A 22,836-nucleotide genomic window follows, 5' to 3' on the forward strand; every position below is an offset into this window, starting at 1 on the left:
ATGGCAAGTATGTATAGTGCAAAGGTCATGGAGCATTTCGCAAATCCGCACAATGTCGGTGAGATCCCCGACGCCAACGGCGTGGGCGAGGTCGGCAACCCCAAGTGCGGCGACATCATGCGCATGTACCTGAAGATCGAGAACAACGTCATCGTCGATGTCAAGTTCCTCACCTTCGGCTGCGGTGCCGCCATCGCCACCAGCAGCATGGCCACCGACCTCATCAAGGGCAAGACCATCGAAGAGGCCCTCAAGCTGACCAACAAGGCCGTTGTGGAAGCTCTGGAAGGTCTGCCTCCCATCAAGGTCCACTGCTCGGTCCTGGCCGAGCAGGCCGTCAAGGCTGCTCTGTCCGACTATTACCGCCGTCAGGGCATCGACCCGGAACCCATCGTCGGCAAGCTGGAAGAGGACTGCGAGCATTGCGAGAGCTGCGGGAAGTAACACACCCTGCATCCTGAAACGCCTGCGAAGAGAGAAAACAACAAAAGCTGGACTGCGTTTGCAGTCCAGCTTTTGTTGTTTCTCACGTTTGCGTTACTCAGCCTTGGGAGCCTCAGCAGGCTTTGCAGCCGCAGGTGCTGCGGGCTTCACGAGGGGATACGGATAGTCCTTCAGCGGGAAGAGGATGATCTTCTTCGGGCACTTCTGGGCGCACATACCGCAGCCCTTGCACTTGTCGTAGTCCACACGGGCCACGCCGTCCACAACATGGATGGCGTCGAACTTACAGGTGCGCTCACACATGCCGCAGGCGATGCAGGAAGTGGTGCAGGCCTTCATGGCAACAGGGCCCTTGTCCTGGTTGGAGCACATGACCACCGGCTTGCGGGGGCCGCCAGCGTCGATCATGATGACCTTCTTGGGGCAGATGTTGGCGCAGGCACCGCAGCCGGTGCACTTGTCCTTGTCCACCTTTGCCACGCCGTCCACGATGTGGATGGCATCGAACTTACAGACCTTGGTGCAGTCGCCCAGACCGACACAGGCGAAGGTGCAGGTCTTGGGGCCGCCGTACAGAGCCGCAGCCGCAGCGCAGCTCTGGATGCCGGTGTAATCGTAGCTGGGCTTGCAGTGCTCAGAGTTGCCCTGGCACTGGACCACAGCCTTCTTTTCAACCGCACTGGCCTCACCGCCCATGATCTTGGCGATGGCAGCAGCAGCCTTGGGGCCGCCGGGTGCGCACTTGTCGCAGGCCACGCCGTCCATGACGACGGCCTTGGCGTAGTCTGCGCAGCCTGCGTAGCCGCAGCCGCCGCAGTTTGCGCCAGCCAGACAGGAGGCAACTTCTTCAATGCGGGGATCTTCCTCCACGGCCATGAACTTGGCGGCAGCGACCAGAATGATCGCGCCCACCGCGCCCACGATGGTGCAGAGGATAACAGCCGATGCAATATTCATAGTTCTGTTTCCTCCTTTACAGCGTCACGTTGAACAGGTTCTCGACCAGACCGCCAAAGCCCATGAAGGACAGGCTGGTGATGGCCGCTGCGATCAGCGTGATGGGCAGGCCCTTGAAGGGTGCCGGGGGATCGCAGGCTTCCACGCGCTTGCGCACACCGCTGAACATGACCATGGCCAGCATGAAGCCGACGCCTGCGCCCACAGCGCAGACCAGAGCCTCAACGTAGGCGGCTGCAAAGCCCAGGGTGGCAACGTCAGCACCGTAGTCGTCCACGACCAGGATGGTGACAGCCAGCACGCAGCAGTTGGTGGTGATCAGGGGCAGGTAAACGCCCAGAGAGTTGTACAGAGCGACAACGTACTTTTTCAGGAAGATCTCGATGAACTGGACCAGAACGGCGATGACCAGGATGAAGACGATGGTCTGCAGGTAGCTCAGGCCAGCGGGGTCCAGAATGAAGATCTGCAGCGGGAAGGTGACAGCCGTTGCCACCAGCATGACGAAGATAACAGCACCGGACATGCCCAGCGAGGAGTCCAGCTTTTTGGAAACGCCCAGGAACGGGCAGATGCCATAGAACTTCACCAGCACGTAGTTGTTGACCAAGATCATGCTGAAGAAGATCGCAGCGAGTTTAACGAGCATCTTATTCCGCCTCCTTCTTCAGATTGTCAAGGTCACAGCAGCTCTTGCGCTCAATGCGGGCGTCCAGCTTGCCTTCCAGCCAGATGCAGCCGGCCATCAGGACACCGTAGCAGAAGAATGCGCCGGGGGCCTGGGTCATGATGCTCATCTTGGCCATGCTCTCCGGCAGGACGGTGAAGCCCAGCCAGGTGCCGCTGCCCAGGATCTCACGGATGGAGGCCATCAGGGTGACGGTCAGGGTGTAGCCGATGCCCATGCCGATGCCGTCCAGAGCGGAATCGACCACGCTGTTCTTGCAGGCGAACATCTCGGCACGGCCGAGGATGATGCAGTTGACGACGATCAGGGGCAGGAAGACGCCCAGTGCGGTGTACAGGCTCTCCATGTAGGCGTGCATCACCATCTGAACGATGGTCACGAAGCCTGCGATGATGACGATGTAGCAGGGCAGATGGACCTTTGCGGGGATCACGTTGCGCAGCAGCGAGATCAGGATGTTGGAGCAGACCAGCACGAAGGTGAAGGCCGCGCCCATGCCCAGTGCGCTGGAAACAGCCGTGGTAACGGCCAGGCACGAGCAGGTGCCCAGGACCAGACGCAGAACGGGGTTCTCTTTGATGATGCCGTTGGTAAGGATGCTTACCTTGGACTTGTTTTCGTTTGCCATTTCTTACCAACCTCCTTTATGCCAGCTCATTGTAGCAGTTGATGCAGTCATTGATGGCAGCAAACAGAGCCTTGGAAGAGATCGTAGCGCCGCTGTAAGCGTCGTAGCCCTGGCCCAGGGTGATGTTCTGGGTGCCGTCCATGCCGTCGAACTGCGCCAGGAAGCTGTCCGTTGCGACATTGCTGCCGATGCCCTTGGTCTGGGTCGAAGCGTCCACCCAGATGCCGGTGACGGTGCCATTGGTATCAAAGCCCATGATGACGGACAGGATGCCGCCGTCGAAGCCCTTTTCCTCTGCCTTGATGGCGATGCTGCCATCGGTGGCCTTGACCACGCCCGTCACGTTCTCGGTGCTGAAGTCGGTCACCTCGTCCAGGTCGGATGCGCTGGAAACGGTGGGCATGACATCCACATAGGCTGCCAGAGTCGCAGCCTTCAGGTGCTCCTCAATGATGGGAGCCGTAAAGGAGTTCACCAGTGCAAGCAGCAGGCTGACGATCAGAGCGATGACGCTCAGGACGACGACCGGCTTGACGGTGCTCTCCCAGGTAGAATTCTTACTCATTTGCCAGCACCCTCCTTTGCTTTCTTGGCAGGCTTGACATAGCCATAAGGAGTCTGACGGGTCCAGTCGTTGATGAAGGGGACCCACAGGTTCATGAACAGCAGAGCGAAGGAAACGCCCTCGGCGTAGCTGCCCCACTGACGGATGGCGAAGGTGACGATGCCCAGGCACAGGCCGTAGATCAGCTTGCCCTTCAGGGTGAAGGGGCTGGTGACATAGTCGGTCGCCATGAAGACGGCACCGAACATCAGGCCGCCGGACAGGATGCCGACCAGAGCGCCGTGCAGGCTGCCCGTGGAGATGAGGTAGAAGACGAACATGCTGCCGATGTAAGAAGCGGGGATGGCGATGCTGATGGTCTTGGTGGCCACCAGATAGATCAGGCCCAGCACGATGGCCAGAGCGCAGGTCTCACCCAGAACACCGCCGTGCACACCCATGAACAGGTCCAGCAGGCTCAGCTTGGAGGTATCTGCCACGGCCAGCGGGGTCGCGCTGGACAGCTGGTCCACCGCTGCGTCGGGGTAGACCCACTTGTTCATCGAACCGGCAAAGCTGATGAACAGCACGATACGGCCGACCAGTGCGGGGTTGGCAAAGTTCATGCCGATGCCGCCGAACAGCTGCTTGACCACCACGATGGCCACCAGGTCACCAACGATGAGCTGGCCCAGAGGCATGCCGACGGGCACGTTCATCGCCAGGATCATGCCGGTGACGACTGCGGACAGGTCGCCGATGGGGTTGGGCTTCTTGAGCAGCTTGCAGTACAGCCACTCAAAGGCCACACAGGCCACGACGGACACCGCCGTGACCAGCAGGGCACGCCAGCCGAAAATGATTGCAGAGGCGACCACGCAGGGGGTCAGGGCGACGATCACGTTGGCCATCAGGCTGGTGGTCGTCTCCTCCGAGCGCAGGTGCGGGGAGGCCGAAACAATAAGCCGAGTATCCATTACTTATTGCCTCCTTTTTTGATTTCACCAAGGTAGAACGCCTTTGCCAGACCCATCATCTGGGTGCAGGGACGCTTTGCCGGGCAGACGAACGAGCAGGAGCCGCAGTTGAAGCAGTAATCCACATGCAGCTTGCCCAGCTCCTGAACATCGCGGGCGGCGTAAGCCTGATTGACTTCCACCGGCTCCAGACCCATCGGGCAATACTCGACGCAGCGGCCGCAGCGGATGCAGGGAGAGACCGGTGCAGGCTGTGCAGCGGTGTCGCTCAGCATGATGAGGCCGGAGGTGGTCTTGGTGGTGGGGTAGCTCAGGTTCTCGACAGCGGGGCCCATCATGGCACCGCCGGCGACCACCTTGCCCAGCTTGACGCCGCCCTTGACACCGGCAGCGTTCAGCACATCCTCATAGGCAGTGCCCACGGGGACGATCAGGTTCTGGGGCTTTGCGCAGGCATCGCCGTCCACGGTGATGCAGCGGCTGACCACCGGCATACCGGTCGCCAGATACTTGCCCAGGGTGGAGACGCTGGTCACGTTCATGACGATGGCACCTGCATCGGCGGGCAGACCGCCGTGCGGGACCTCGCGGCCCAGGCACTTCTCGATCAGGATCAGCTCGGCACCGGTGCCGTAGACGCTGGGCAGCGGCTTGACCTCGATCGCAGGCTTGTCCTTGGTCTTCTGGCACAGCAGGTCGATGCACTCCGGCTTGTTGTTCTCGATGCCGATGACGCACTTCGGGATGCCGACGTACTTCAACACGGCCTCGATGCCGCGGATGATATCATCGCTGCAGTTCAGCATCTCCTGCGTATCGCTGGTCAGCCACACTTCGCACTCGGAAGCGTTGATGAGCAGGGTATCCACCGGAGGCTTGGGCTGGAGCTTGACGTCGGTCGGGAAGCCTGCGCCGCCCAGACCGACCAGGCCGCACTCACGCACGGCTGCCAGGAAGCTGGCCTTATCGGTCACTTCCGGGGCCTTGACGGCGGGGTCAACGGTCTGCTTGCCATCGGTCTTGATGACGACGGAGTCGCACATCCGGCCGTTGGACAGACGGAACGGTTCCACGGCAGCCACGGTGCCGGAAACACTGGAGTGGATATTTGCAGAGACAAAACCGCCTGCTTCACCGATCTTGGTGCCGACAAACACTTCGTCGCCCTTTTTGACCAGGGCTTTCGCCGGGGCGCCGATGTGCTGGCTCATCAGGATGCGTACCTGCGCGGGCAGAGGCATCGGGACTGGTTTGCTTGCAGCAGTTGCTTTGTCATGCGGCGTATGCGCGCCAAGCGCCGCACGTTTCAGCTTGTTCAACATGGAATTAAATCCCCCATTCTGCTTGAATTGCCTTCCCCGGCTTTCGTGCGGGCGCACGGGGGCCAGGGACGGCAGCTGCTTGACACGTTTATTGTATCATGTTGCATCCCGAAGTTCAACGACAACTGAGCCAAAATGATGCAAATTCCTGAATTTTCTTTGCCGATTTTGCTAATTAGGCAAGACTAACCCTTGACATTTTTGTAACGTTCTTCCAAAATACGGACGTTTGCGTTTCGGCATCGAATATGATATACTACCTATAATAACTTCTGTGGAGCTGGTCTTGCTCCACGGATGCCATACCCGCCAAGGAGGATCAAACGATGAAAGTTCTCAAAGCTCTGCTTGCTGTGTTCACGTTCTTAGCTGCCGCGCTGACCTGCGCATTGCTCTTTGTGCAGGAAAAACATGCTCCCCGTTATATCCAGATCTATACCGGCGAGCACGACTGAGCCGCCGATCAAACAACAACAGCCGCCGTGCAGTGAAAAACTGCACGGCGGCTGTTTCATCTTATACGCTTATCGCAGAACGATCTCGTTGTTCTCGGCGTCCACGGTCAGGCTGCTGCCCGAAACGAGGGTGCCGTCGATGATCTTCTCGGCGGCGGGGTCCTCCACGGCCTTGCGGATGACGCGGCGCAGGTCGCGCGCACCGAATTTGCCGCCCTGGCTTTTGACGACCAGCGCATGGAGGGCTGCCGGGGTGTAGCTGTACCGGATGCCCTTGGCCTCCATGCTGGGCTTGTATTCATCCAGCATGAGGGCAGCGATACCTTCCAGCGTCTCCTGCCCCAGCGGTCTGAAGGTGATGACCTCGTCCACGCGGCCCAGAAATTCCGGGCGGAGGAACTGGCTCAGGGCCTTGCGGCTCTTTTCCTCGCTGAGCTGGTCCTGGCTCTTGTTGAAGCCCAGACCGGCGGTGGACTGGTCGCTGCTGCCCGCGTTGGAGGTCATGCAGATGACGGTGTTGGAGAAATCGACCGTCCGGCCCTGGGCGTCGTTGATCTTGCCTTCGTCCAGGATCTGGAGCAGGATGTTCATGACGTCGGGGTGGGCCTTTTCGATCTCATCGAACAGCACGACGCTGTAAGGGCGGCGGCGGACCTTTTCGGTCAGCTGACCGGCCTCCTCGTAGCCGACATAGCCCGGAGGCGAACCGATCATGCGGGACACCGCATATTTTTCCATATATTCGCTCATATCGAGGCGGATGAGCGGGTCCGGCCCGTCGAAGAGCTGGCTGGCCAGCTGCTTGACCAGCTCGGTCTTGCCGACACCGGTGGGGCCGACAAAGATGAAGCTGGCGGGGCGGCGGCGGCCGGACAGGTCGGCGCGGCTGCGCTTGACGGCCTGTGCCACCAGATGGACGGCCTCGTCCTGCCCGATGATCTTCTTTTTCAGTTCGCTTTCCAGGCTGGCGAGCTTGGCGTACTCGGTCTCCCGGATCTTCACGGCGGGGATGCCGGTCCACAGCTCGATGACCTTGGCCACATCGTCCATGGTCACCTGGATCGCGCTGGCAGCGGCCTGCTTTGCGGGCAGCTCGCTCTCCAGCTGGGCCATCCGGGTCTTCCGTTCGGCCACCCGCTCATAGTCGATGGGTTCGTTGACATCGGCGTTCTCCATCTCGGCTTCTTCCTGCCGGAGGGCGTCCAGCTCCTTCTGCATTTCGAGGTACTCCGAGATGACCGGGTGGGCCAGATTGCAGCAGGCGCAGGCCTCGTCCAGCAGGTCGATGGCCTTATCGGGCAGGTAGCGGTCGGTGATGTACCGTTCGCTCAGGGTGACGGCTGCGCTCAGCACATCGGCGGGCACCTGCACATGGTGGTGCTCCTCGTAGTAGTGCTTGATGCCGTTCATCACGGCCAGCGTATCGGAGACGCTGGGCTCCTCCACCCGCACGGGCTGGAAGCGGCGCTCCAAGGCCTGGTCCTTCTCGATATACTTGCGGTACTCGTTGAAGGTCGTGGCACCGATGACCTGGATCTCGCCGCGGGAGAGGGCCGGCTTCAGGATGTTGCCCGCGTTCATGGCACCCTCGCTCTCACCGGCCGAGGTGATGGTGTGGATCTCGTCGATGAACAAAATGACGTTTCCGGCGGCCTTGACTTCGCTCAGCAGGCCTTTGACCCGCTGCTCGAACTGGCCGCGGAACTGCGTGCCTGCCACAAGGCTGGTCAGGTCCAGCAGGTAGATCTCCTTATCCTTCAGCCCGGCGGGCACCTCGCCTCTGGCGATGCGCTCGGCGATGCCCTCCGCGATGGCGGTCTTGCCGACACCGGCTTCGCCGATGAGGCAGGGGTTGTTCTTCTGGCGGCGGCTCAGGATCTGGATGGTGCGGTAGATCTCACGGTCGCGGCCGATGATGTCGTCCAGCCGGCCCTCCCGCGCCTTGCGGGTCAAGTTCTCGCAGTAGGTGTCCAGAAATTTGCGGCGGGGCGGCTTTTTGCCGCTCTTGCCGGGCTTTTTGTCCCCCTTGGGGGCGTCCTGCTCCCCGCCGTTCATGCTCAGCGGGAACGTTGCACTGGAGCCGGGCATGAGGTCTTCGTCCCCATCCTCACCGCTCTGCGGCTGCCCCATGTTCATCATCATGGAGAACGGATTGCCGGAGCCGTCGCCCAGCTCCTGCATCATGTTTTCCATCCGGTCTTCCATGTTGTCCATGTCCTCGTCCGACATGCCGAACTGCTTCATCAGATCCTCCACCGGCTTGATGTGCAGCTCGCGGGCACAATGCAGGCAGTACCCCTCGTTTTTCATCTGGCCGTTCTCCATCCGCTGGACGAAGATGATGGCCGGACGCTTTTGGCATCGAATGCAGACCATAGTTCCTCCTTCAGGTCCCACCCGTTTACAGGAACGGGTTGAACAAATTGAATGCTTTATAGTAAAGGCTGCTGCTCATCACAGTGTCGTTGAGCACCGTGAGATTGCCGCCGGTAATGACGATGATGGCCCAGACCACGCAGAGCACCAGATAGATGTCCACCAGGCTGGCCAGTGCGCCCACCGTATAGCCCAGCCCGCGGTTGACGGTGCCGATGACGGGCAGCTTGTTCACCAGCCCCAGCACCGTGACCAGCAGGCTGACGAGCATCCGCAGCAGGGCGAATGCCACGAAGAACAGCACCAGCGAGATCACCGGCGTCAGCAGCGGGGCCAGCACCTTCTGGACGATGACGTCGGCCAGAAGGACGGCGTTGTCGTTGAGCACGGCGGAGATGGAGCGCTCGCAGGCCTCCACGATGGAAGCCCGGAAGCTCTCCGGCAGAAATCCCGCGTACCGGGCCGCGATGCCGGAGAGGCTGACAGCCCCTTCTGCCGAGATGCTGGCGGCGATCTGGTCCCGGAAGCTGCCGGCAAAGAACCGCTCGAACACCTGCCCGGCGGCCCAGCCGGAAAACTGCCGGGCTCCGAACAGGCTGATGAGGTTGCCCGTCAGCTGCACGACCCCCGCCAGAAAGCCCTTGCGGGCGTAGCGGATGGCCAGAACGAGCCAGACCACCGTACATAGGATATCAAAAATAAATGACGGATTCTTGAACATACAACATGATCCTTGTTACTTTCTGCCGCAGAGTGCCAATCAAATCGCATTCTCCCCTCGCTCCAAAGCCCTTACTCCTGCGGCGGCTCCAGCACCTGTGCCGTATTGCCGCTGAACAGCAGCAGCTCCTTGGCGTCGGCCAGAAGTGCCTGGGGCTTGGCCGCAAGGGTCTGGCTCCACTGCCGCTCCCCGGAGACAGTGCAGCACTCCACCCCGCTGTCGGACAGCAGATAGAACAGGCTGCCCGCCCGGACGATGGCGTTGGCCGATGCCACCGAGCCGCTGAACTGGACGTTCAGGTTCTTGTCCAGCAGCACGGCCTGATGCAGCTGGCCGGACCCCAGCAGCAGGGCGATATTGCCCGCTGCATCCACCGAGACGTCCTTCAGGGTGTTCCCGGCGAACTCGTAGGCTGCGCGCTCGCCGCCGCCGGCGTTGTAGAGCACGACGCGGGTGTCGTACACGGCCAGGAGGGTGGACGCCGAGGTCCAGCCCAGCCACTGGGGCACACCGCTCTGGTTCGCGATGCTCACAGGGTCCCCCGATGCCAGATTGATGAGGTAAAGGTTCGTCATCATCTGGCCGCCGCTGGCTGTAACGGCGGCCGCCGCCAGCTTCCGGCTGTCGGGCGAGAAGGCCATCCGCAGCGGGGTGCCGTCGTTGGAGCTCATGCTCCAGCGCAGCACTTCTTCCATGTTGGCGTTGTAGACCAGCAGCTTCGCCATGGCGCTGATGTCCTCTGTGACCACGGCCAGATTGCCGTTGTCGGCTACCGCGCAGAGGAAGATGCTGTTTTCCATCTGTTTGGTATAGAGATTCTGAGTGCGGCTCTCCACCCGCAGCTCATTGCCGGACCGGTTGTAGAGCACAAAGCGGTTCCGGCCTGCGGCCAGAGCCGGGCGGGCGTAGCCGCTCTGGATGCTGTTCAGCTTTTTGCCGCTGCGGGAGTAGACGACGCAACTCTCCTTGCCCAGCTCCACAAAGCTGCCGGTCAGCGGCTCCACTTGCGTTACCTCGGAAACGCCGGTCTGCTGCGGCCAGCCGGAACCGGGCAGCAGCGCGATGCGGGCCGTGTCGATGAAGTCCTTTGCCATCGTCACCGAGCTGCCCACCACGCCGGTGGCAAACAGCACCACCGCCGTCAGCAGCACCAGCAGGACGGCCGTCCGCCGGATGCGCCGGGTGCGCACCCGCTGGCGGGCCTGCTCCAGATATTCGACACGCCCCGCCGAGAGCGGCTCGTCGTTTTCCGAACGGCCGCGGGAAATCTTACGCATTCGCTTCGCCCTCTCCCTTGTAATCTACGCATTTCAGGAACAAGCCCTGCGCGGGCAGGGTCGGCCCGGCCAGGCTGCGGTCCCGGCTGGCCAGGATGCCCGGCACGGCGTCCGGGTCCAGCCGCCCGGCACCGGCCTCGCACAGGGTCCCCGCCAGGATGCGCACCATATTATATAAGTAGCCGTCTGCCGTCACGGTGATCTCCAGGTCGTCGCCGTTTCGCACAACGCTGCAATCCGTAATGGTGCGGACGGTGTCGCCGTGGGCTGCTGCCGAGCTGCCCGCCGCACAGAGGGCGAGAAAATCGTGCGTTCCCACAAACTTCTGCGCCGCCTGCTGCATCCTGGTCTCATCCAGCCGCCGGGGGACGCGGGTGTAGTACTTCGCGTCGAAAGGCGAGTCGATGGGGCTGTTGTGGATGCGGTAAAGGTAGGTCTTGGTGTGAGCGGCATACCGGGCGTGGAAATCCTCCGGCACGATGCGGGCCGACAACACCCGGATATCCGGCGGCAGATGCTGGTTGAGCGCCAGCGGCAGCTTTTCCGGCGGGATGCGGGTGTCGGCGTGGAAGTTCAGTGCAAAGCCCAGCGCATGGACCCCTGCGTCGGTGCGGCTGCAGCCCTTGATGTCGGGCCGGGTGCCCAGCACAGCTTCCAGACCGTCCTGAAACGTCTGGGCCACGCTCCGCCCATTGGGCTGCACCTGAAATCCGCAGTAATTCGTGCCGTCGTAGGCTAAAGTGAGTAAAAAATTCATAGATACTCCTTCCGTCATCGCTGCGCGATGCCACCTCCCTCGTTGAGGGAGACTTTGCCGACCGTCGCGCATTCAGGCTCCCTCCCAGAGGGAGCAGTCTGCAACGCAGACTGAGGGAGTGGTTAGAAATTCGGGAACACCAGCCGCGAGGACAGGATGAGCGCAAAGCAGACGATGCAGACGGCAAGGTCGATGTAATCCTGCCGGGTGCAGCGCAGCACCTTCAGGCGGGTGCGGCCATCGCCGCCGCGGTAGCAGCGGCACTCCATGGCCATGGCCAGCTCGTCGGCACGGCGGAACGCCGAGATGAACAGCGGGATGAGCACCGGCACCAGCGCCTTGATCCGCTCGGTCATGGTGCCGCTGTCCAGCATGGCACCACGGGCCTTCTGGGCGTTCATGATCTTATCCGTCTCCTCGATGAGGGTCGGGATGAAGCGGAGGGCGATGCTCATCATCATGGCAAGCTCGTGCACCGGGAAGTGCAGCCTGCCCAGCGGCTTGAGCAGCTGCTCGATGGCATCCGTCAGCACGATGGGGCTGGTGGTGTAGGTCAGCAGGCTGGTGCCTGCGATGAGGGCCATGACGCGGACGGCCATCAGCACGGCGTAGCGGACGCCCTCGGCGTAGATCTTGAAGATCCAGAACTGCACCAGCGGGTCGCCCTCGCCGGAGACGAAGAAGAGGTTCAGCACAGCCGTAAAGAGGATGATGGGCAGGATGGGCTTCAGGCTCTTCAAGATCAGCTTGAAGGGGATCTTCGCCACGGCATACATCGCCACGAGGAAGAGGATGGACAGCGTCAGACCCAGCGGGTTGGACGCTGCGAACAGCAGGATGATATAAGCGATGGTCAGCACCAGCTTGAGCCGGGGGTCAAATCTGTGTACCAGGCTGCTGCCCGGAAAATGCTGGCCGATGGTGATGTCTCTCAGCATTCGGACACGCCCCCTTTCCGGCTCTGCTCACGGGGCAGGACGAGGCTCTCACCCGCATCCCGCCGCTGTTTGGCTTCCAGGATCATCTTGACAGCATAGGGCACGGTGTACACGTCCGCCGGGACATCCACGCCCATCTCCCGCAGCTTGAGGAAGATCTTCGTCACCTGCGGCACCGACAGCCCCAGTGCGAGCAGCTCCGGCGCACGGGCGAAGACCTGCTCCACGGTGTCGTACATCGCGATCTTCTTGTTGGACATGACCAGCACCCGGTCGGCGTACTTGGCGATGTCCTCCATGCTGTGGGAGACCAGCAGCACGGTGGTGCCGGTCTTCTTGTGGTAGTTCTTGACTTCGGACAGGATCTCGTCCCGGCCTTCGGGGTCCAGACCGGCGGCAGGCTCGTCCAACACGAGGATGCGGGGCTTCATGGCCATGACGCCCGCCACCGCCACGCGGCGCTTCTGGCCACCGGACAGCTCAAAGGGGCTGCGCTCCAGCAGGGCCTCGTCCAGGCCGACAAAGCTGGCGGCCTCGTGGACGCGGCGGTCGATCTCGGCCTCGTCCAGCCCCATGTTCTTGGGGCCGAAGGCGATGTCTTTGTAGCAGGTCTCCTCAAAGAGCTGATATTCCGGATACTGGAACACCAGCCCCGTCAGGAACCGGAAGTCCCGGATCTTTTCCGGCTCGGCCCACAGGTCGCGGCCATCGATGAAGATCTTGCCGCTGGTGGGCTTGTTCAGGCCGTTCATGTGGGTGATGAGGGTGCTCTTGCCGGAACCGGTGGCACCGATGATGCCGACGAAATCGCCCTCTTCCACCTCGAAGCTCACATCGTCCAGCGCGGTGACGGCGTTGGGCATGCCGGGGTTATACACATAGCTCAGATGTTCGACTTTGATGATGCTTCCCATTGCGTCCGCCCTCCTTTACTGCAGCAGCTCATAGAGAGCCTGTGCGCATTCGCCGGTGTCGATGATGCCTTCCGGCATGGGGATGCCGGCCTTGACCAGCTCGTCCCGCAGTTCCGCCGCCTGGGGCACATCCAGCCGCAGGGCGCGGACCTTCTCGGTCTGGCTGAACACCTCTTTCGGGGTGCCCTCCATCACCACATGGCCCTGGCTCATGACCAGGACGCGGTCGGCCTGCGCGGCCTCTTCCATATAATGGGTGATGGCGACGACCGTGATGCCCAGATCCTTGTTCAGGCGGTGGATGGTCTGCATCACCTGCTCGCGGCCGCGCGGGTCCAGCATGGCGGTGGCTTCGTCGAGGATGAGGCAGTCGGGCCGCATGGCGACGACGCCCGCAATGGCGACGCGCTGTTTCTGGCCGCCGGAAAGATTGTGCGGGGCGCGCTCGCGGTACTCGTAGATGCCCGCCATCTTCATGGCGTCATCCACGCGGCGGCGCATCTCTTCGGGAGGGACGCCGAGGTTCTCCAGCGCAAAGGCAACGTCTTCTTCCACCACGGTGGCCACGATCTGGTTGTCCGGGCTCTGGAACACCATGCCTACCTTCTGGCGGATGTCATAGATCTTCTCTTCGTCTCTGGTGTCCATCCCCTCCACCAGCACGGTGCCGCTTTCGGGCAGGAGGATGGCATTGAAGTGCTTTGCGAGGGTGGATTTGCCGCAGCCGTTCGCACCCAGAACGGCCACGAACTCGCCGCGCTGGACCCCCACCGACACGCCGTTCAGGGCGTAGACCGGCTGCTCCGGGTCGTAGCGGAATTTCAGCGCGTTCGCTGTCAGGATCGTTTCTTCCATTTGTGTTTCTCTTTCCGGTGGTGCGCCTTCTCAAAAGGCTGTACCCCATTCTATACGATGTCTTTTTTGCAAAAAGGTGAGTCTTCGTACAACCTTTTATTCTTCCCAGATCGCGGTCGCGCCGCAGGGCACGACGCCGCCGGTGGCCGAGACCGGCAGGCCGATCTCATCGCAGCTGGTCTTGCCGCCAAAGCGGGGCACCAGCGTCGTGTGGAGCATATACTCCATGACGGCGGGCGACAGGCCGGTGGTGTAGCTGTTGACGGCAAAGAAGAGCGGCTTGTCGCTCAGCACTTCTTCGCACTGGCTGACGAGGTCGTAGATGCAGTCTTCCAGCTTCCAGATCTCGCCGCCGGGGCCGCGGCCATAGCTCGGCGGGTCCATAATGATGCCGTCGTAGGTGTTGCCGCGCCGCTTCTCGCGGGCGACGAACTTGGCGCAGTCGTCCACCAGCCAGCGGATGGGTTTGTCGGCCAGGCCGCTGGCGGCGGCGTTGTCCTTGCCCCAGGCCACGATGCCCTTGGAGGCATCCACATGGCAGACGGTGGCCCCCGCCGCCGCACAGGCCAGCGTAGCGCCGCCGGTGTAGCCGAACAGGTTCAGCACTTTGATGGGCCGGCCCGCCGCGCGGATCTTCTTCGCATACCAGGCCCAGTTGACGGCCTGCTCCGGGAACACGCCCGTGTGCTTGAATCCGGTGGGGCTGACGATGAGGGTCAGCTTGTCCTCCCCTTCGCCGCAGGAGATCTTCCACTTTTCGGGCAGACGGCGGCGGTACTCCCACTCGCCGCCGCCCTGATTGGAGCGGTGGTAGATGGCATCCGCCTTGGCCCAGAGCGGGCTTTTCTGCGGCGTCTTCCAGACCACCTGCGGGTCGGGGCGGACGAGCAGCGTCTCGCCCCAGCGCTCCAGACGGTTGCCGCCGGTGGCATCCAGCAGCTCATAATCTTTCCATGTATCTGCGGGGCGCATAAGCGTCCTCCTTTCCTCTTAAAACAGGCTCTGCTGGCCGTTGTCCTCCGGGGAGGCACTCTCCGGGGCCTTCAGGCCAAGGTGTTCGTAGGCGAGCCGGGTGGCGCAGCGGCCGCGCGGTGTGCGGGTCAGGAACCCCATCTGCATCAGATAGGGCTCACAGAGGTCTTCCAGCGTGACGGCCTCTTCGCCGAGCGCTGCCGCCAGCGTTTCCAGACCCACCGGGCCGCCGTTGTACATCTCAATGATGGCGCGGAGCAGGCTGCGGTCCAGCTCATCCAGACCCAGCGCATCCACGTCCATCCGTTTGAGGCTCATCAGGGAAACATCCCGGTCGATGATGCCGTCGCCCAGCACGGTGGCGAAGTCGCGGACGCGCTTGAGGAAGCGGTTCGCCACACGGGGCGTGCCCCGGCTGCACTTGGCCAGCTCGTAGGCGCCCTCCGGGGTGATGGGTTGATCCAGGATGCCCGCTGAGCGCTGGATGATGCGGCTCAGCTCGTCAGGGCTGTACAGCTCCAGCTTGAGCAGCACACCGAAGCGGTCCCGCAGGGGGCCGGTGATCTGGCCCGCACGGGTGGTGGCACCCACCAGCGTGAAGCGGGGCAGGTTGATGCGGATGCTCTGGGCGCTGGGGCCCTTGCCGATCATGATGTCCAGCGCATAGTCTTCCAGCGCCGGATAGAGCACCTCTTCCACCTGCCGGGACAGGCGGTGGATCTCGTCGATGAAGAGCACGTCGCCCTCCTGCAGGTTGGTCAGCAGGGCAGCCAGATCGCCGGGCTTCTCGATGGCGGGGCCGCTCGTGATGCGGATCTGGACCCCCATCTCGTTGGCGATGATGCCCGCCAGCGTCGTTTTGCCCAGGCCCGGCGGGCCGTAGAGCAGGATGTGATCCATCGGCTCGCCGCGGCGCTTGGCCGCTTCCAGATAGATCTTCAGGTTCTGTTTGACCTTGTCCTGACCGATGTAGTCTTCCAGATGCTGAGGACGGAGGCTGTTTTCCTCGTTGTCCGCCGTGGTCAGGCCCGGCTGCATCATTTTTGCGCCATAGAGCGCGGTTTCGTCCTGCATGGATTACCTCCTGCCTGCCATGCCCCGCAGGGCCAGCTTGATGATCTCTTCCACGGGCAAGGTGCCGTCGATCTTGGAGACGGCCAGAGCGGCTTCGCTCTGGCTGTAGCCCAGCGACACCAGCGCCGCAATGGCCTGCCCGGCCCCCTGAGCGGCGGGCGTGTCGGCCGCAGCACCGGCTACATCTTCCAGGTTGATGCCCTCCACGAAGCCCTTGGCCACCTTGTCCTTCAGTTCCAGCACGATGCGCTGGGCCAGCTTGGGGCCGACGCCGGACGCGGCCTTGAAGGCCTTGTGGTCGCCCGCCGAGATGGCCAGCGCCACCCGGTCCGGCTCCATGACGCTCAGGATGGCAAGGCCGACCTTGGGGCCGACGCCCGACACCGCCGTCAGCATCTCGAAGCAGGCCTGCTGCTCCTCGGTGGCGAAGCCGTACAGGCTGACGTCGTTCTCGGTCACGCTCATCACGGTGTAGATGGTGGCGTCCTTCCCCACACCGGGCAGCGCACCGGCCACGCTGGCCGGGCACTGGGCAAAGTAGCCCACGCCGCCGCAGCTGAGCACTACGGCGTTCAGCGTCTTTTTGATGATCTTTCCAGTCAGACAGTAAATCATAAAACCTCTCAGTCAGCGCATTCGCGCTGCCAGCTCCCCTGTCAGAGGAGCCTTTGGCAGGTCGGGCAGGCCCGGCAAATGCAGTGCGCTGCCCTCATTCTAAAAGCTTCCGCTTCAGATCGGCCCCACGCCCTGGCGGCGGAACCGGTTGAGCTGGTTGCCGTTGGTGTGGCAGAACGTGATGGCCATCGCCAGAGCATCGGCGGTATCGTCCGGCTTGGGGATCGCAGGCAGATGCAGCAGGATGCGGGTCATCTCCTGCACCTGTTTCTTCACGGCCTTGCCGTAGCCGGTGACGGCCTGTTTCACCTGCATGGGGGTGTACTCGTAGATGGGCAGGCCTGCCTGCGCCGCCGCCAGCAGGATGACGCCGCGCGCCTCGGCCACGCCGATGACGGTGGTCTGGTTGTGCTGGTAGAACAGCTTTTCGATGGCCAGCACCTCCGGCTGTGTCCGCTCGATGACCTCCCGGATGCCGACATACACCTCATCCAGCCGCCGCTCGAACGGCACCCCGGCATCGGTGCACACCGCGCCGAAATCCACCGGCGCAAACCGGTTGCCTGCATAGTCCACAACGCCCCATCCCACGATGGCATACCCAGGGTCGATGCCCAAAACTCTCATTCTGCGATACCTTTCCTATTATAATCAATCCATTATACCACAATCCATGGGCCAGAGCAACGGAGAACACAACCAGTTTGCGGAAACCTCCACCCAAATCCCAAAAATCATACAAAACCTTCTTTATTTTGTCATAACTGTTCCGTATAATAGAAGATAGGGACTCTTTGAAAACACCCGTCCCAGGCTGTGGGACGATTTTTAAGAACGCTACATGGATACAGGAGGAACACTCATGGCAAACGAAAAGATCCTTGTCGTGGATGACGACGTCAATATCTGCGAGCTGCTGCGGCTCTATCTGACCAAGGAGGGCTATCAGGTCACCATCGCCAACGACGGCGAGGAAGGTCTGGAAAAGTTCAATCAGGTCAAGCCGGACATGGTCCTGCTGGATGTGATGATGCCCAGGATGGACGGTCTGGAAGTCTGCCGCCGCATCCGCAAGCTGGGCAACACGCCGGTGATGATGCTCACGGCCAAGGGCGAGACCTTTGACAAGGTGCTGGGCCTGGAACTGGGCGCGGACGACTACATGGTCAAGCCCTTTGATGCAAAAGAAGTCGTGGCCCGCATCAAGGCGGTGCTGCGCCGCTGCCAGACCAGCACGGCGGCGGCCGAGAGCACCGAGGGCGTCATCGAGTTCGACAACCTCCGCCTGGATATGAACAGCTATGAGCTGCGGGTCAAGGGCAAGGTGGTGGAGGCTCCCCCCAAGGAGCTGGAGCTGCTCAACTGCCTGGCCTCCCACCCGAACCGCGTCTACACCCGCGACCAGCTGCTGGACGAGGTGTGGGGCTTTGAATACTACGGCGACAGCCGCACCATCGACGTCCATGTCAAGCGCCTGCGCGAGAAACTGGCCGGCGCCTCCGACAAGTGGGAGCTCAAGACCGTCTGGGGCGTGGGCTATAAGTTCGAGGTGCGTCAGTAATGCGCAAAAGTATTTCCGTCACCTTCTTTTCGGTGGTGGCGACCCTTCTGGTGCTGGGAACGGCGGTGATGGGCTGCTCGGAGTGGGTCCTGTTCAACCGCTACTTTGCACAGGAGCGGTACGAAGCGCTAGACAGCGTGGCCGAGGTCACCCGGCGGGCGGCGGACTACGTAGTCCAGCAGGCGGCCCTGCCCAAGGGCGAGGAACTGGACGCGCTGAGCACCAAGCTGGAGATCATCGGCGAGAGCGCCGAGGCCTATCTGTTCCTGACCGATGAGGACGGCCATGTCCTCATCACCTCCAACCCGGCGCAGCTGGCGGAGGATACCGTGCCGCAAGCCCTGATGGCCAGGGTGGGGGATGAGAAGCCCTACCATGTCCTGAGCACGCTGGATGGCGTCCTGACCGAAAAAAGCTACGTTTCCGTGCGGAAAATGATGGACGACGACGGCGCTTGCAGCGGCTATCTCTTCCTGTGCTCGTCCGGTGCACGGCTGACCGATTTCAAGGATGAGTTCTGGTCGAACTTCTTCTTCTCGGCCTGCATCATGCTGCTCTGCGCCAGTGTGCTGACAAGCGTCCTGATGCGGCGGCTCACCGACCCGCTGCAAAAGATCACCGAGGCCGCGCAGCGGTTCGGCGGAGGAGATCTCTCGGTCCGCGTCGAGGGGGTCGAGGGCGAAGGCGAGGTCGTGGACCTGGCCCACACCTTCAACCAGATGGCCGAAAACATCCAGTCCAACGACAATTCGCGCGGCCAGTTCATGGGCAACATCGCCCACGAGCTGCGCACCCCGATGACCACCATCAAGGGCTTCATCGACGGCATTCTGGACGGCACCATCCCGCCCGACATGCAGAACCATTATTTGCAGCTGGTCAGCGAGGAGACCGGCCGTCTGGCCCGGCTCATCCAGAACATGCTGGACCTGTCCAAGCTGGAAAGCGGCGAGTATCAGGTGAACGCCCGGATGTTCAACATCTGGGAGACCCTGACCGGCGTGGCGCTCTCGGCGGAACAGCGGATCAACGACGGCATGATCGAGCTGGAGGGGCTGACCATGGACGAAAAAGTTCTGGTCTATGCCGACCCCGACCTCATTCATCAGGTGGCGTACAACCTTCTGGACAATGCCATCAAGTTCACCCCGGCGGGCGGGACCATCCGGTTCCACGTCGAGAAGCTGGGCCCGGAGGTGGAGGTCTCCATCTGGAACTCCGGCCAGGGCATCAGCCCGGAGGCGCTGCCCTATGTGTTCCAGCGCTTTTATAAGGAAGACCGCTCCCGCGGCCTCCACGCCCGCGGCGCAGGCCTGGGCCTGAACATCTGCAAGGTGCTGGTCAATCTGTCCGGCGGCCAGATCCGGGTCGAGAGCCAGCAGGGCGAGTGGTGCCGGTTCGTGTTCACCCTGCCCACCTGCCCGCCCAACCCCGGCGAGATCAAGCGCCTGCCCGACGAATCGGGCCGTCCGGTGCCGGTGGAAGACCCCGCCAGCATGAAGCCGGTCAACTGAATCCTGCACAGCCAGGCTGTTCCGTAGCGTGGAACGGCTTGGCTGTTTTTTGCATGATGGGGGCCGCAAAAGGGATTTTTGCGACTTTTCCGTGAAAAACACGGCTGCGGATTTGATTTTTTCTGCGTTTTCATGTAAACTAAGAATAGCTATGTCTACCCTGAATTCTGTCCCTGTACGGAGCACAAAAACAGGACGCATGGCAAAACTTTTTGAAAAAATAACGGAGAGTACAAACGAACATGACGATTGTAAGTCCTTCGATCCTTTCAGCCGATTTCACGAAGCTGGGCGCAGACTGCCAGATGGTGCTGGACGCCGGGGCGCAGATGCTGCACTACGATGTGATGGACGGCCATTTCGTGCCCAACATCAGCTTTGGTGTGCCGGTGCTGAAGAGCCTGCACAAGGGGATGCCCGCGGCGTTCTACGATGTGCACCTGATGATCAGCCACCCGCTGGCTTATGCCGAGCCGTTTGCAAAGGCGGGGGCCACGCTGCAGAATTTCCATCTGGAATGTGAGGACGACATCCAGCAGACCATCGACGCCATCAAGGCGCAGGGGTGCAAGGTCGGCCTGACCATCAAGCCGGGCACGGCCCCGGAGGCGCTGGCCCCGTATCTGGACCAGCTGGATCTCGTTCTGGTCATGAGCGTGGAGCCGGGCTTCGGCGGGCAGAAGTTCATGCCCTCGGCGCTGGAAAAGCTGCGCTGGCTGCGCGAAGAGCGGGCCAGACGGAGCGCCCACTTCCTGCTGGAAGTGGACGGCGGCGTGGACGACGCCACGGCCCCGCTCTGCGTGGAGGCCGGCGCGGATATTCTGGTGGCGGGCAGTGCCGTCTTTGGTGCGGCAGACCCGGCGGCGGCTGTGCGCCGTCTGGCTGCGCTGTGAGAGGTGCTGAGCCATGGATGAAACTTTGATCCGGGCGCAGCAGCGGGAACTGACCCGGACGGGCCGCTACTACCGGCATGTCTGCTGGATGGCCGTCCCGCTGCTGTGCATGTCCTGCTACTTCTACGGGCTGCGGCCGCTGCTGCTCTGCGGCGCGGCGGTGCTCACCGGCAATCTGTGCGACCGTCTGGTCTCACTGCTGCGCCGGCGCGTCTACCAGTCCAACGATTTTTCCAGCGAGAGCTTCGCGCTCCTCATCGCGCTGCTCATGCCCGCCACGGTGGATTGGTACGTCCTCATTGCGGCGGTCCTGGCCGGTGTCTTCATCGGCAAGGAAGTCTTTGGCGGCTACGGCAGCTACCCGTTCCACCCGGCGGCGGTGGGCTACGTCATCGCGGCGGTGTCCTGGCCGGAACAGGTGTTCCAGTACCCCCAGCCGTATACTGCCATCCCCCTGTGGGATGCGTCGGGTGTGCCGGTGTCGGATACCATCTCCCGGACCCTGCGCAGCGGCGGCATCCTGAACCTCAGCCCGATCTCGCTGGTGCTGGGCGAGTATGCTGCCCCCATGGGCACCGGTGCGGCGCTGGTCATTCTGGCCTGCGGGCTGTTCCTGTGGTATCAGAAGGATACCCGCCTGAGCGCCGCCGTCAGCTTTCTGGTGACGAGCGCTCTCATCGCGTTTCTGTTCCCCCGGCAGGTGGGCCTGCTGGACACTTCCTTTGTGGCCAGTCTGCTCCCCCGTTTGCAGTGTGTGCGGGATGAGCTGCTGACCGGCGCGATGCTGTTCAGCGCAGTCTTCCTGCTGAACGAGCCCTATACCTGTGCCCATCACCGCATCGGCCGCATTTTGTACGGTGTGCTGGTGGGTGCCGCGACCATGGGCTTCCGCTACTTTGGCGTCTACGATACGGGGGTCTGCTTTGCACTGCTCACGGTCAACAGCATTTCCGGCTGGCTGGACCGCACCGAGACCCGCCTGTACCGTCTGCTGGGCTGGAAGGAGGATGCGGAATGAAACGTCACGTTGCAGAAATGATCACCCGCGACCCCGAAAAGTTCGCACACCATGACCGCGTCTTCAAAAACAACCCGGTCGTCATGCAGGGCATGGGCCTGGCCCCGCTGGTGGTGCTGGCCACCAGCGGCAGAAACGCCGTGATGCTGGCGGTGGCCGTGGCCCTGTTGCTGACGCCCTCGCGGATGTTGGCCTGCCTGCTCAGCCGTCTGTGCCCCCTGCGGGACGAGCGCCCGGCCCCCGAAGAGCTGGAAAAGAAGCTGCTGCCCCGCGCCTTTGTCTACAGCGGCAGCGCCGCCGTGGTGTATCTGGCGGTGTATCCCATCCTGAACGCCCTCTTCGGCACCGATCTGCTGGTGCTGGGCATCTACCTGCCTCTGCTGGTGGTGGAGCCGCTGCTGACCTACCGCTTCGGCCGTGTGCAGGAAACGATGCACAAGGCTGTTTCCAAAGGTCTGCGCATCACGCTGGGCTATGCGCTGATCCTGCTGCTGTTGGGCTGTGTGCGCGAGTGGCTGGCCCTCGGCAGCGTGTTCGGCATCCCGCTCAGCCGCTCCGTCCTGCCCATGGCCGGGATGCCGGCGGGCGGCTTCATCGTGCTGGGCGTGGTGTGCGCCATCTGGCGCGCACTGGCCCGCAAGCGGCAGAAATACCTGAAAAATGAGGCGCGCGGCTATCTGGCCGTGCATCCGCAGGAGAACCGGAAGGAGGCAGAACAATGAGCGACGTGCTGCACCTGGTAGGCGTCTTCTTCAGCTATGCCGTTCTGGCCATCTTTGCCCAGAACGCCGTCTTTACCCGCAGCCTGGGCGTGTCCCGGCTGGTCCAACTCGTCGGCGACGAGCGGACGAGCAGCTGGTGGTTTGCCCTGATGCTCTGCATCACGCAGGTGCTGGTGGCTCCGCTGGTCTATTTTGCGGGCAGCTTCATTGCCCCGCTGCCCAACCGCGCCCAGCTGCGCCCGGTGATGTATCTGACCTGCATCGCGGCGGTCTGCCTGTTTGAGCTGCTGGTCCTCAAGCTGGCAAAAGGCCCCCGCAGCGGCCAGCTCATCCGCATCCTGCCCATAGCCGCCGTCAACAGCGGTGTGCTGGGCACGGTGCTGGTCGAGCGCACCCAGAGCTTCACGCTGGAACAATCCCTCGGCTTCGGCCTGGGCAGCGGCCTGGGCTATCTGCTGGCCGTCATGCTGGTGACGGAAGCACAGAACCGTCTGCGCAGCCGGGCCATCCCGGAGGCATTCCGCGGCCTGCCCGTCACGCTGATCTACATCGGGGTGCTGGCACTGGCCATCTATGGCTTTACCGGCCATTCTGTGATCTTGTAAAAGACCCCA

General features: G+C 62.3%; 25 protein-coding genes. 8 read left to right on the forward strand and 17 right to left on the reverse strand.

All coding sequences use genetic code 11. The annotated features are described in order from the left end of the window. Positions 1-444, forward strand: coding sequence for a Fe-S cluster assembly scaffold protein NifU (nifU, locus tag DWY95_RS02650; RefSeq protein WP_118552111.1), 444 nt, complete (start codon positions 1-3; stop codon positions 442-444). A gap of 93 nt (positions 445-537) precedes the next feature. On the opposite strand, the gene DWY95_RS02655 is transcribed toward nifU, so the two are convergent. Genes DWY95_RS02655 through rsxC form a run of 6 tightly spaced genes read right to left on the reverse strand, consistent with a single transcriptional unit; the run spans position 538 to position 5,560 of the window. Further along, positions 538-1,401 (reverse strand): RnfABCDGE type electron transport complex subunit B, encoded by an 864-nt coding sequence (locus DWY95_RS02655; RefSeq protein ID WP_118552113.1) that lies wholly within the window; start codon positions 1,399-1,401, stop codon positions 538-540. A gap of 16 nt (positions 1,402-1,417) precedes the next feature. Then, positions 1,418-2,050 carry an Rnf-Nqr domain containing protein gene (locus DWY95_RS02660; protein WP_097792985.1) on the reverse strand — a complete coding sequence of 211 codons (633 nt, stop codon included), beginning with the start codon at positions 2,048-2,050 and terminating at the stop codon, positions 1,418-1,420. Between the two features lies 1 nt (position 2,051). Next, on the reverse strand, positions 2,052-2,717 hold the full coding sequence (locus tag DWY95_RS02665) for an electron transport complex subunit E (protein ID WP_118552115.1): 666 nt from the start codon (positions 2,715-2,717) through the stop codon (positions 2,052-2,054). 16 nt (positions 2,718-2,733) lie between these two features. Beyond that, a complete protein-coding gene (locus DWY95_RS02670) occupies positions 2,734-3,282 on the reverse strand; it encodes an FMN-binding protein (RefSeq protein WP_118552117.1) in 549 nt (182 codons plus the stop codon). Then, positions 3,279-4,238 carry an RnfABCDGE type electron transport complex subunit D gene (locus DWY95_RS02675; protein WP_118552119.1) on the reverse strand — a complete coding sequence of 320 codons (960 nt, stop codon included), beginning with the start codon at positions 4,236-4,238 and terminating at the stop codon, positions 3,279-3,281. Before DWY95_RS02675 ends, DWY95_RS02670 begins: the two co-directional genes overlap by 4 nt. Then, complete coding sequence (rsxC, locus tag DWY95_RS02680) at positions 4,238-5,560, reverse strand: electron transport complex subunit RsxC (protein WP_097792981.1); 1,323 nt, start codon at positions 5,558-5,560, stop codon at positions 4,238-4,240. The genes DWY95_RS02675 and rsxC overlap by 1 nt, the downstream gene beginning before the upstream one ends. Before the next feature lie 326 nt (positions 5,561-5,886). Between rsxC and DWY95_RS17510 the strand changes: the two genes are divergently transcribed. Further along, the gene (locus DWY95_RS17510; RefSeq protein ID WP_255535529.1) at positions 5,887-6,015 is read left to right on the forward strand and encodes a hypothetical protein; all 129 of its coding nucleotides are present in this window, start codon (positions 5,887-5,889) and stop codon (positions 6,013-6,015) included. Between the two features lie 69 nt (positions 6,016-6,084). Here the strand turns inward: DWY95_RS17510 and DWY95_RS02685 are convergent, their stop codons facing one another. From DWY95_RS02685 to ruvC, 11 genes are all read right to left on the reverse strand, one after another. After that, entirely contained in the window at positions 6,085-8,391 is a 2,307-nt protein-coding gene (locus tag DWY95_RS02685; RefSeq protein WP_118552121.1) for an ATP-dependent Clp protease ATP-binding subunit, read from the reverse strand. 25 nt (positions 8,392-8,416) lie between these two features. Continuing rightward, positions 8,417-9,112, reverse strand: coding sequence for a hypothetical protein (locus DWY95_RS02690; protein WP_118552123.1), 696 nt, complete (start codon positions 9,110-9,112; stop codon positions 8,417-8,419). Between the two features lie 71 nt (positions 9,113-9,183). Beyond that, complete coding sequence (locus DWY95_RS02695) at positions 9,184-10,389, reverse strand: DUF5711 family protein (RefSeq protein ID WP_118552125.1); 1,206 nt, start codon at positions 10,387-10,389, stop codon at positions 9,184-9,186. Beyond that, positions 10,382-11,146 carry a tRNA pseudouridine(38-40) synthase TruA gene (gene truA, locus DWY95_RS02700; protein ID WP_118552127.1) on the reverse strand — a complete coding sequence of 255 codons (765 nt, stop codon included), beginning with the start codon at positions 11,144-11,146 and terminating at the stop codon, positions 10,382-10,384. Before truA ends, DWY95_RS02695 begins: the two co-directional genes overlap by 8 nt. A 122-nt stretch (positions 11,147-11,268) precedes the next feature. Continuing rightward, the gene (locus tag DWY95_RS02705; protein WP_118552129.1) at positions 11,269-12,084 is read right to left on the reverse strand and encodes an energy-coupling factor transporter transmembrane component T; all 816 of its coding nucleotides are present in this window, start codon (positions 12,082-12,084) and stop codon (positions 11,269-11,271) included. Continuing rightward, positions 12,078-12,998, reverse strand: a complete 921-nt coding sequence (locus tag DWY95_RS02710) for an energy-coupling factor transporter ATPase (RefSeq protein WP_097792975.1) — start codon at positions 12,996-12,998, stop codon at positions 12,078-12,080. The genes DWY95_RS02705 and DWY95_RS02710 overlap by 7 nt, the downstream gene beginning before the upstream one ends. 15 nt (positions 12,999-13,013) lie before the next feature. Next, on the reverse strand, positions 13,014-13,853 hold the full coding sequence (locus tag DWY95_RS02715) for an energy-coupling factor transporter ATPase (protein WP_118552131.1): 840 nt from the start codon (positions 13,851-13,853) through the stop codon (positions 13,014-13,016). Positions 13,854-13,949: 96 nt separating this feature from the next. After that, complete coding sequence (locus DWY95_RS02720) at positions 13,950-14,825, reverse strand: class I SAM-dependent methyltransferase (RefSeq protein WP_118552133.1); 876 nt, start codon at positions 14,823-14,825, stop codon at positions 13,950-13,952. Between the two features lie 18 nt (positions 14,826-14,843). After that, positions 14,844-15,899, reverse strand: coding sequence for a Holliday junction branch migration DNA helicase RuvB (gene ruvB, locus DWY95_RS02725; RefSeq protein WP_097792972.1), 1,056 nt, complete (start codon positions 15,897-15,899; stop codon positions 14,844-14,846). A gap of 3 nt (positions 15,900-15,902) precedes the next feature. Continuing rightward, positions 15,903-16,514: a Holliday junction branch migration protein RuvA gene (ruvA, locus tag DWY95_RS02730; protein WP_097792971.1), complete on the reverse strand. Its 612-nt coding sequence runs from the start codon at positions 16,512-16,514 to the stop codon at positions 15,903-15,905. Between the two features lie 114 nt (positions 16,515-16,628). Further along, complete coding sequence (ruvC, locus tag DWY95_RS02735; protein WP_118552135.1) at positions 16,629-17,141, reverse strand: crossover junction endodeoxyribonuclease RuvC; 513 nt, start codon at positions 17,139-17,141, stop codon at positions 16,629-16,631. A gap of 235 nt (positions 17,142-17,376) precedes the next feature. Here ruvC and DWY95_RS02740 point away from each other — a divergent pair, with 235 nt between their 5' ends. The 6 genes from DWY95_RS02740 to DWY95_RS02765 all read left to right on the forward strand — a co-directional run bounded on the left by DWY95_RS02740 (position 17,377) and on the right by DWY95_RS02765 (position 22,827). After that, on the forward strand, positions 17,377-18,075 hold the full coding sequence (locus DWY95_RS02740; RefSeq protein WP_097792968.1) for a response regulator transcription factor: 699 nt from the start codon (positions 17,377-17,379) through the stop codon (positions 18,073-18,075). Next, entirely contained in the window at positions 18,075-19,589 is a 1,515-nt protein-coding gene (locus DWY95_RS02745) for a sensor histidine kinase (RefSeq protein ID WP_118552137.1), read from the forward strand. The genes DWY95_RS02740 and DWY95_RS02745 overlap by 1 nt, the downstream gene beginning before the upstream one ends. 242 nt (positions 19,590-19,831) lie before the next feature. Next, complete coding sequence (gene rpe, locus DWY95_RS02750; RefSeq protein ID WP_118552139.1) at positions 19,832-20,482, forward strand: ribulose-phosphate 3-epimerase; 651 nt, start codon at positions 19,832-19,834, stop codon at positions 20,480-20,482. 13 nt (positions 20,483-20,495) lie between these two features. Continuing rightward, entirely contained in the window at positions 20,496-21,500 is a 1,005-nt protein-coding gene (locus tag DWY95_RS02755) for an RnfABCDGE type electron transport complex subunit D (RefSeq protein WP_118552141.1), read from the forward strand. Beyond that, on the forward strand, positions 21,497-22,222 hold the full coding sequence (locus DWY95_RS02760) for an Rnf-Nqr domain containing protein (protein WP_097792964.1): 726 nt from the start codon (positions 21,497-21,499) through the stop codon (positions 22,220-22,222). The genes DWY95_RS02755 and DWY95_RS02760 overlap by 4 nt, the downstream gene beginning before the upstream one ends. After that, positions 22,219-22,827: an Rnf-Nqr domain containing protein gene (locus DWY95_RS02765; RefSeq protein WP_118552143.1), complete on the forward strand. Its 609-nt coding sequence runs from the start codon at positions 22,219-22,221 to the stop codon at positions 22,825-22,827. Before DWY95_RS02760 ends, DWY95_RS02765 begins: the two co-directional genes overlap by 4 nt. Positions 22,828-22,836: the final 9 nt, after the last annotated feature.

Origin of the sequence: Faecalibacterium sp. AF28-13AC, assembly GCF_003478405.1 — a bacterium.
Taxonomy (GTDB): Bacteria; Bacillota; Clostridia; order Oscillospirales; family Ruminococcaceae; genus Faecalibacterium; species Faecalibacterium prausnitzii_E.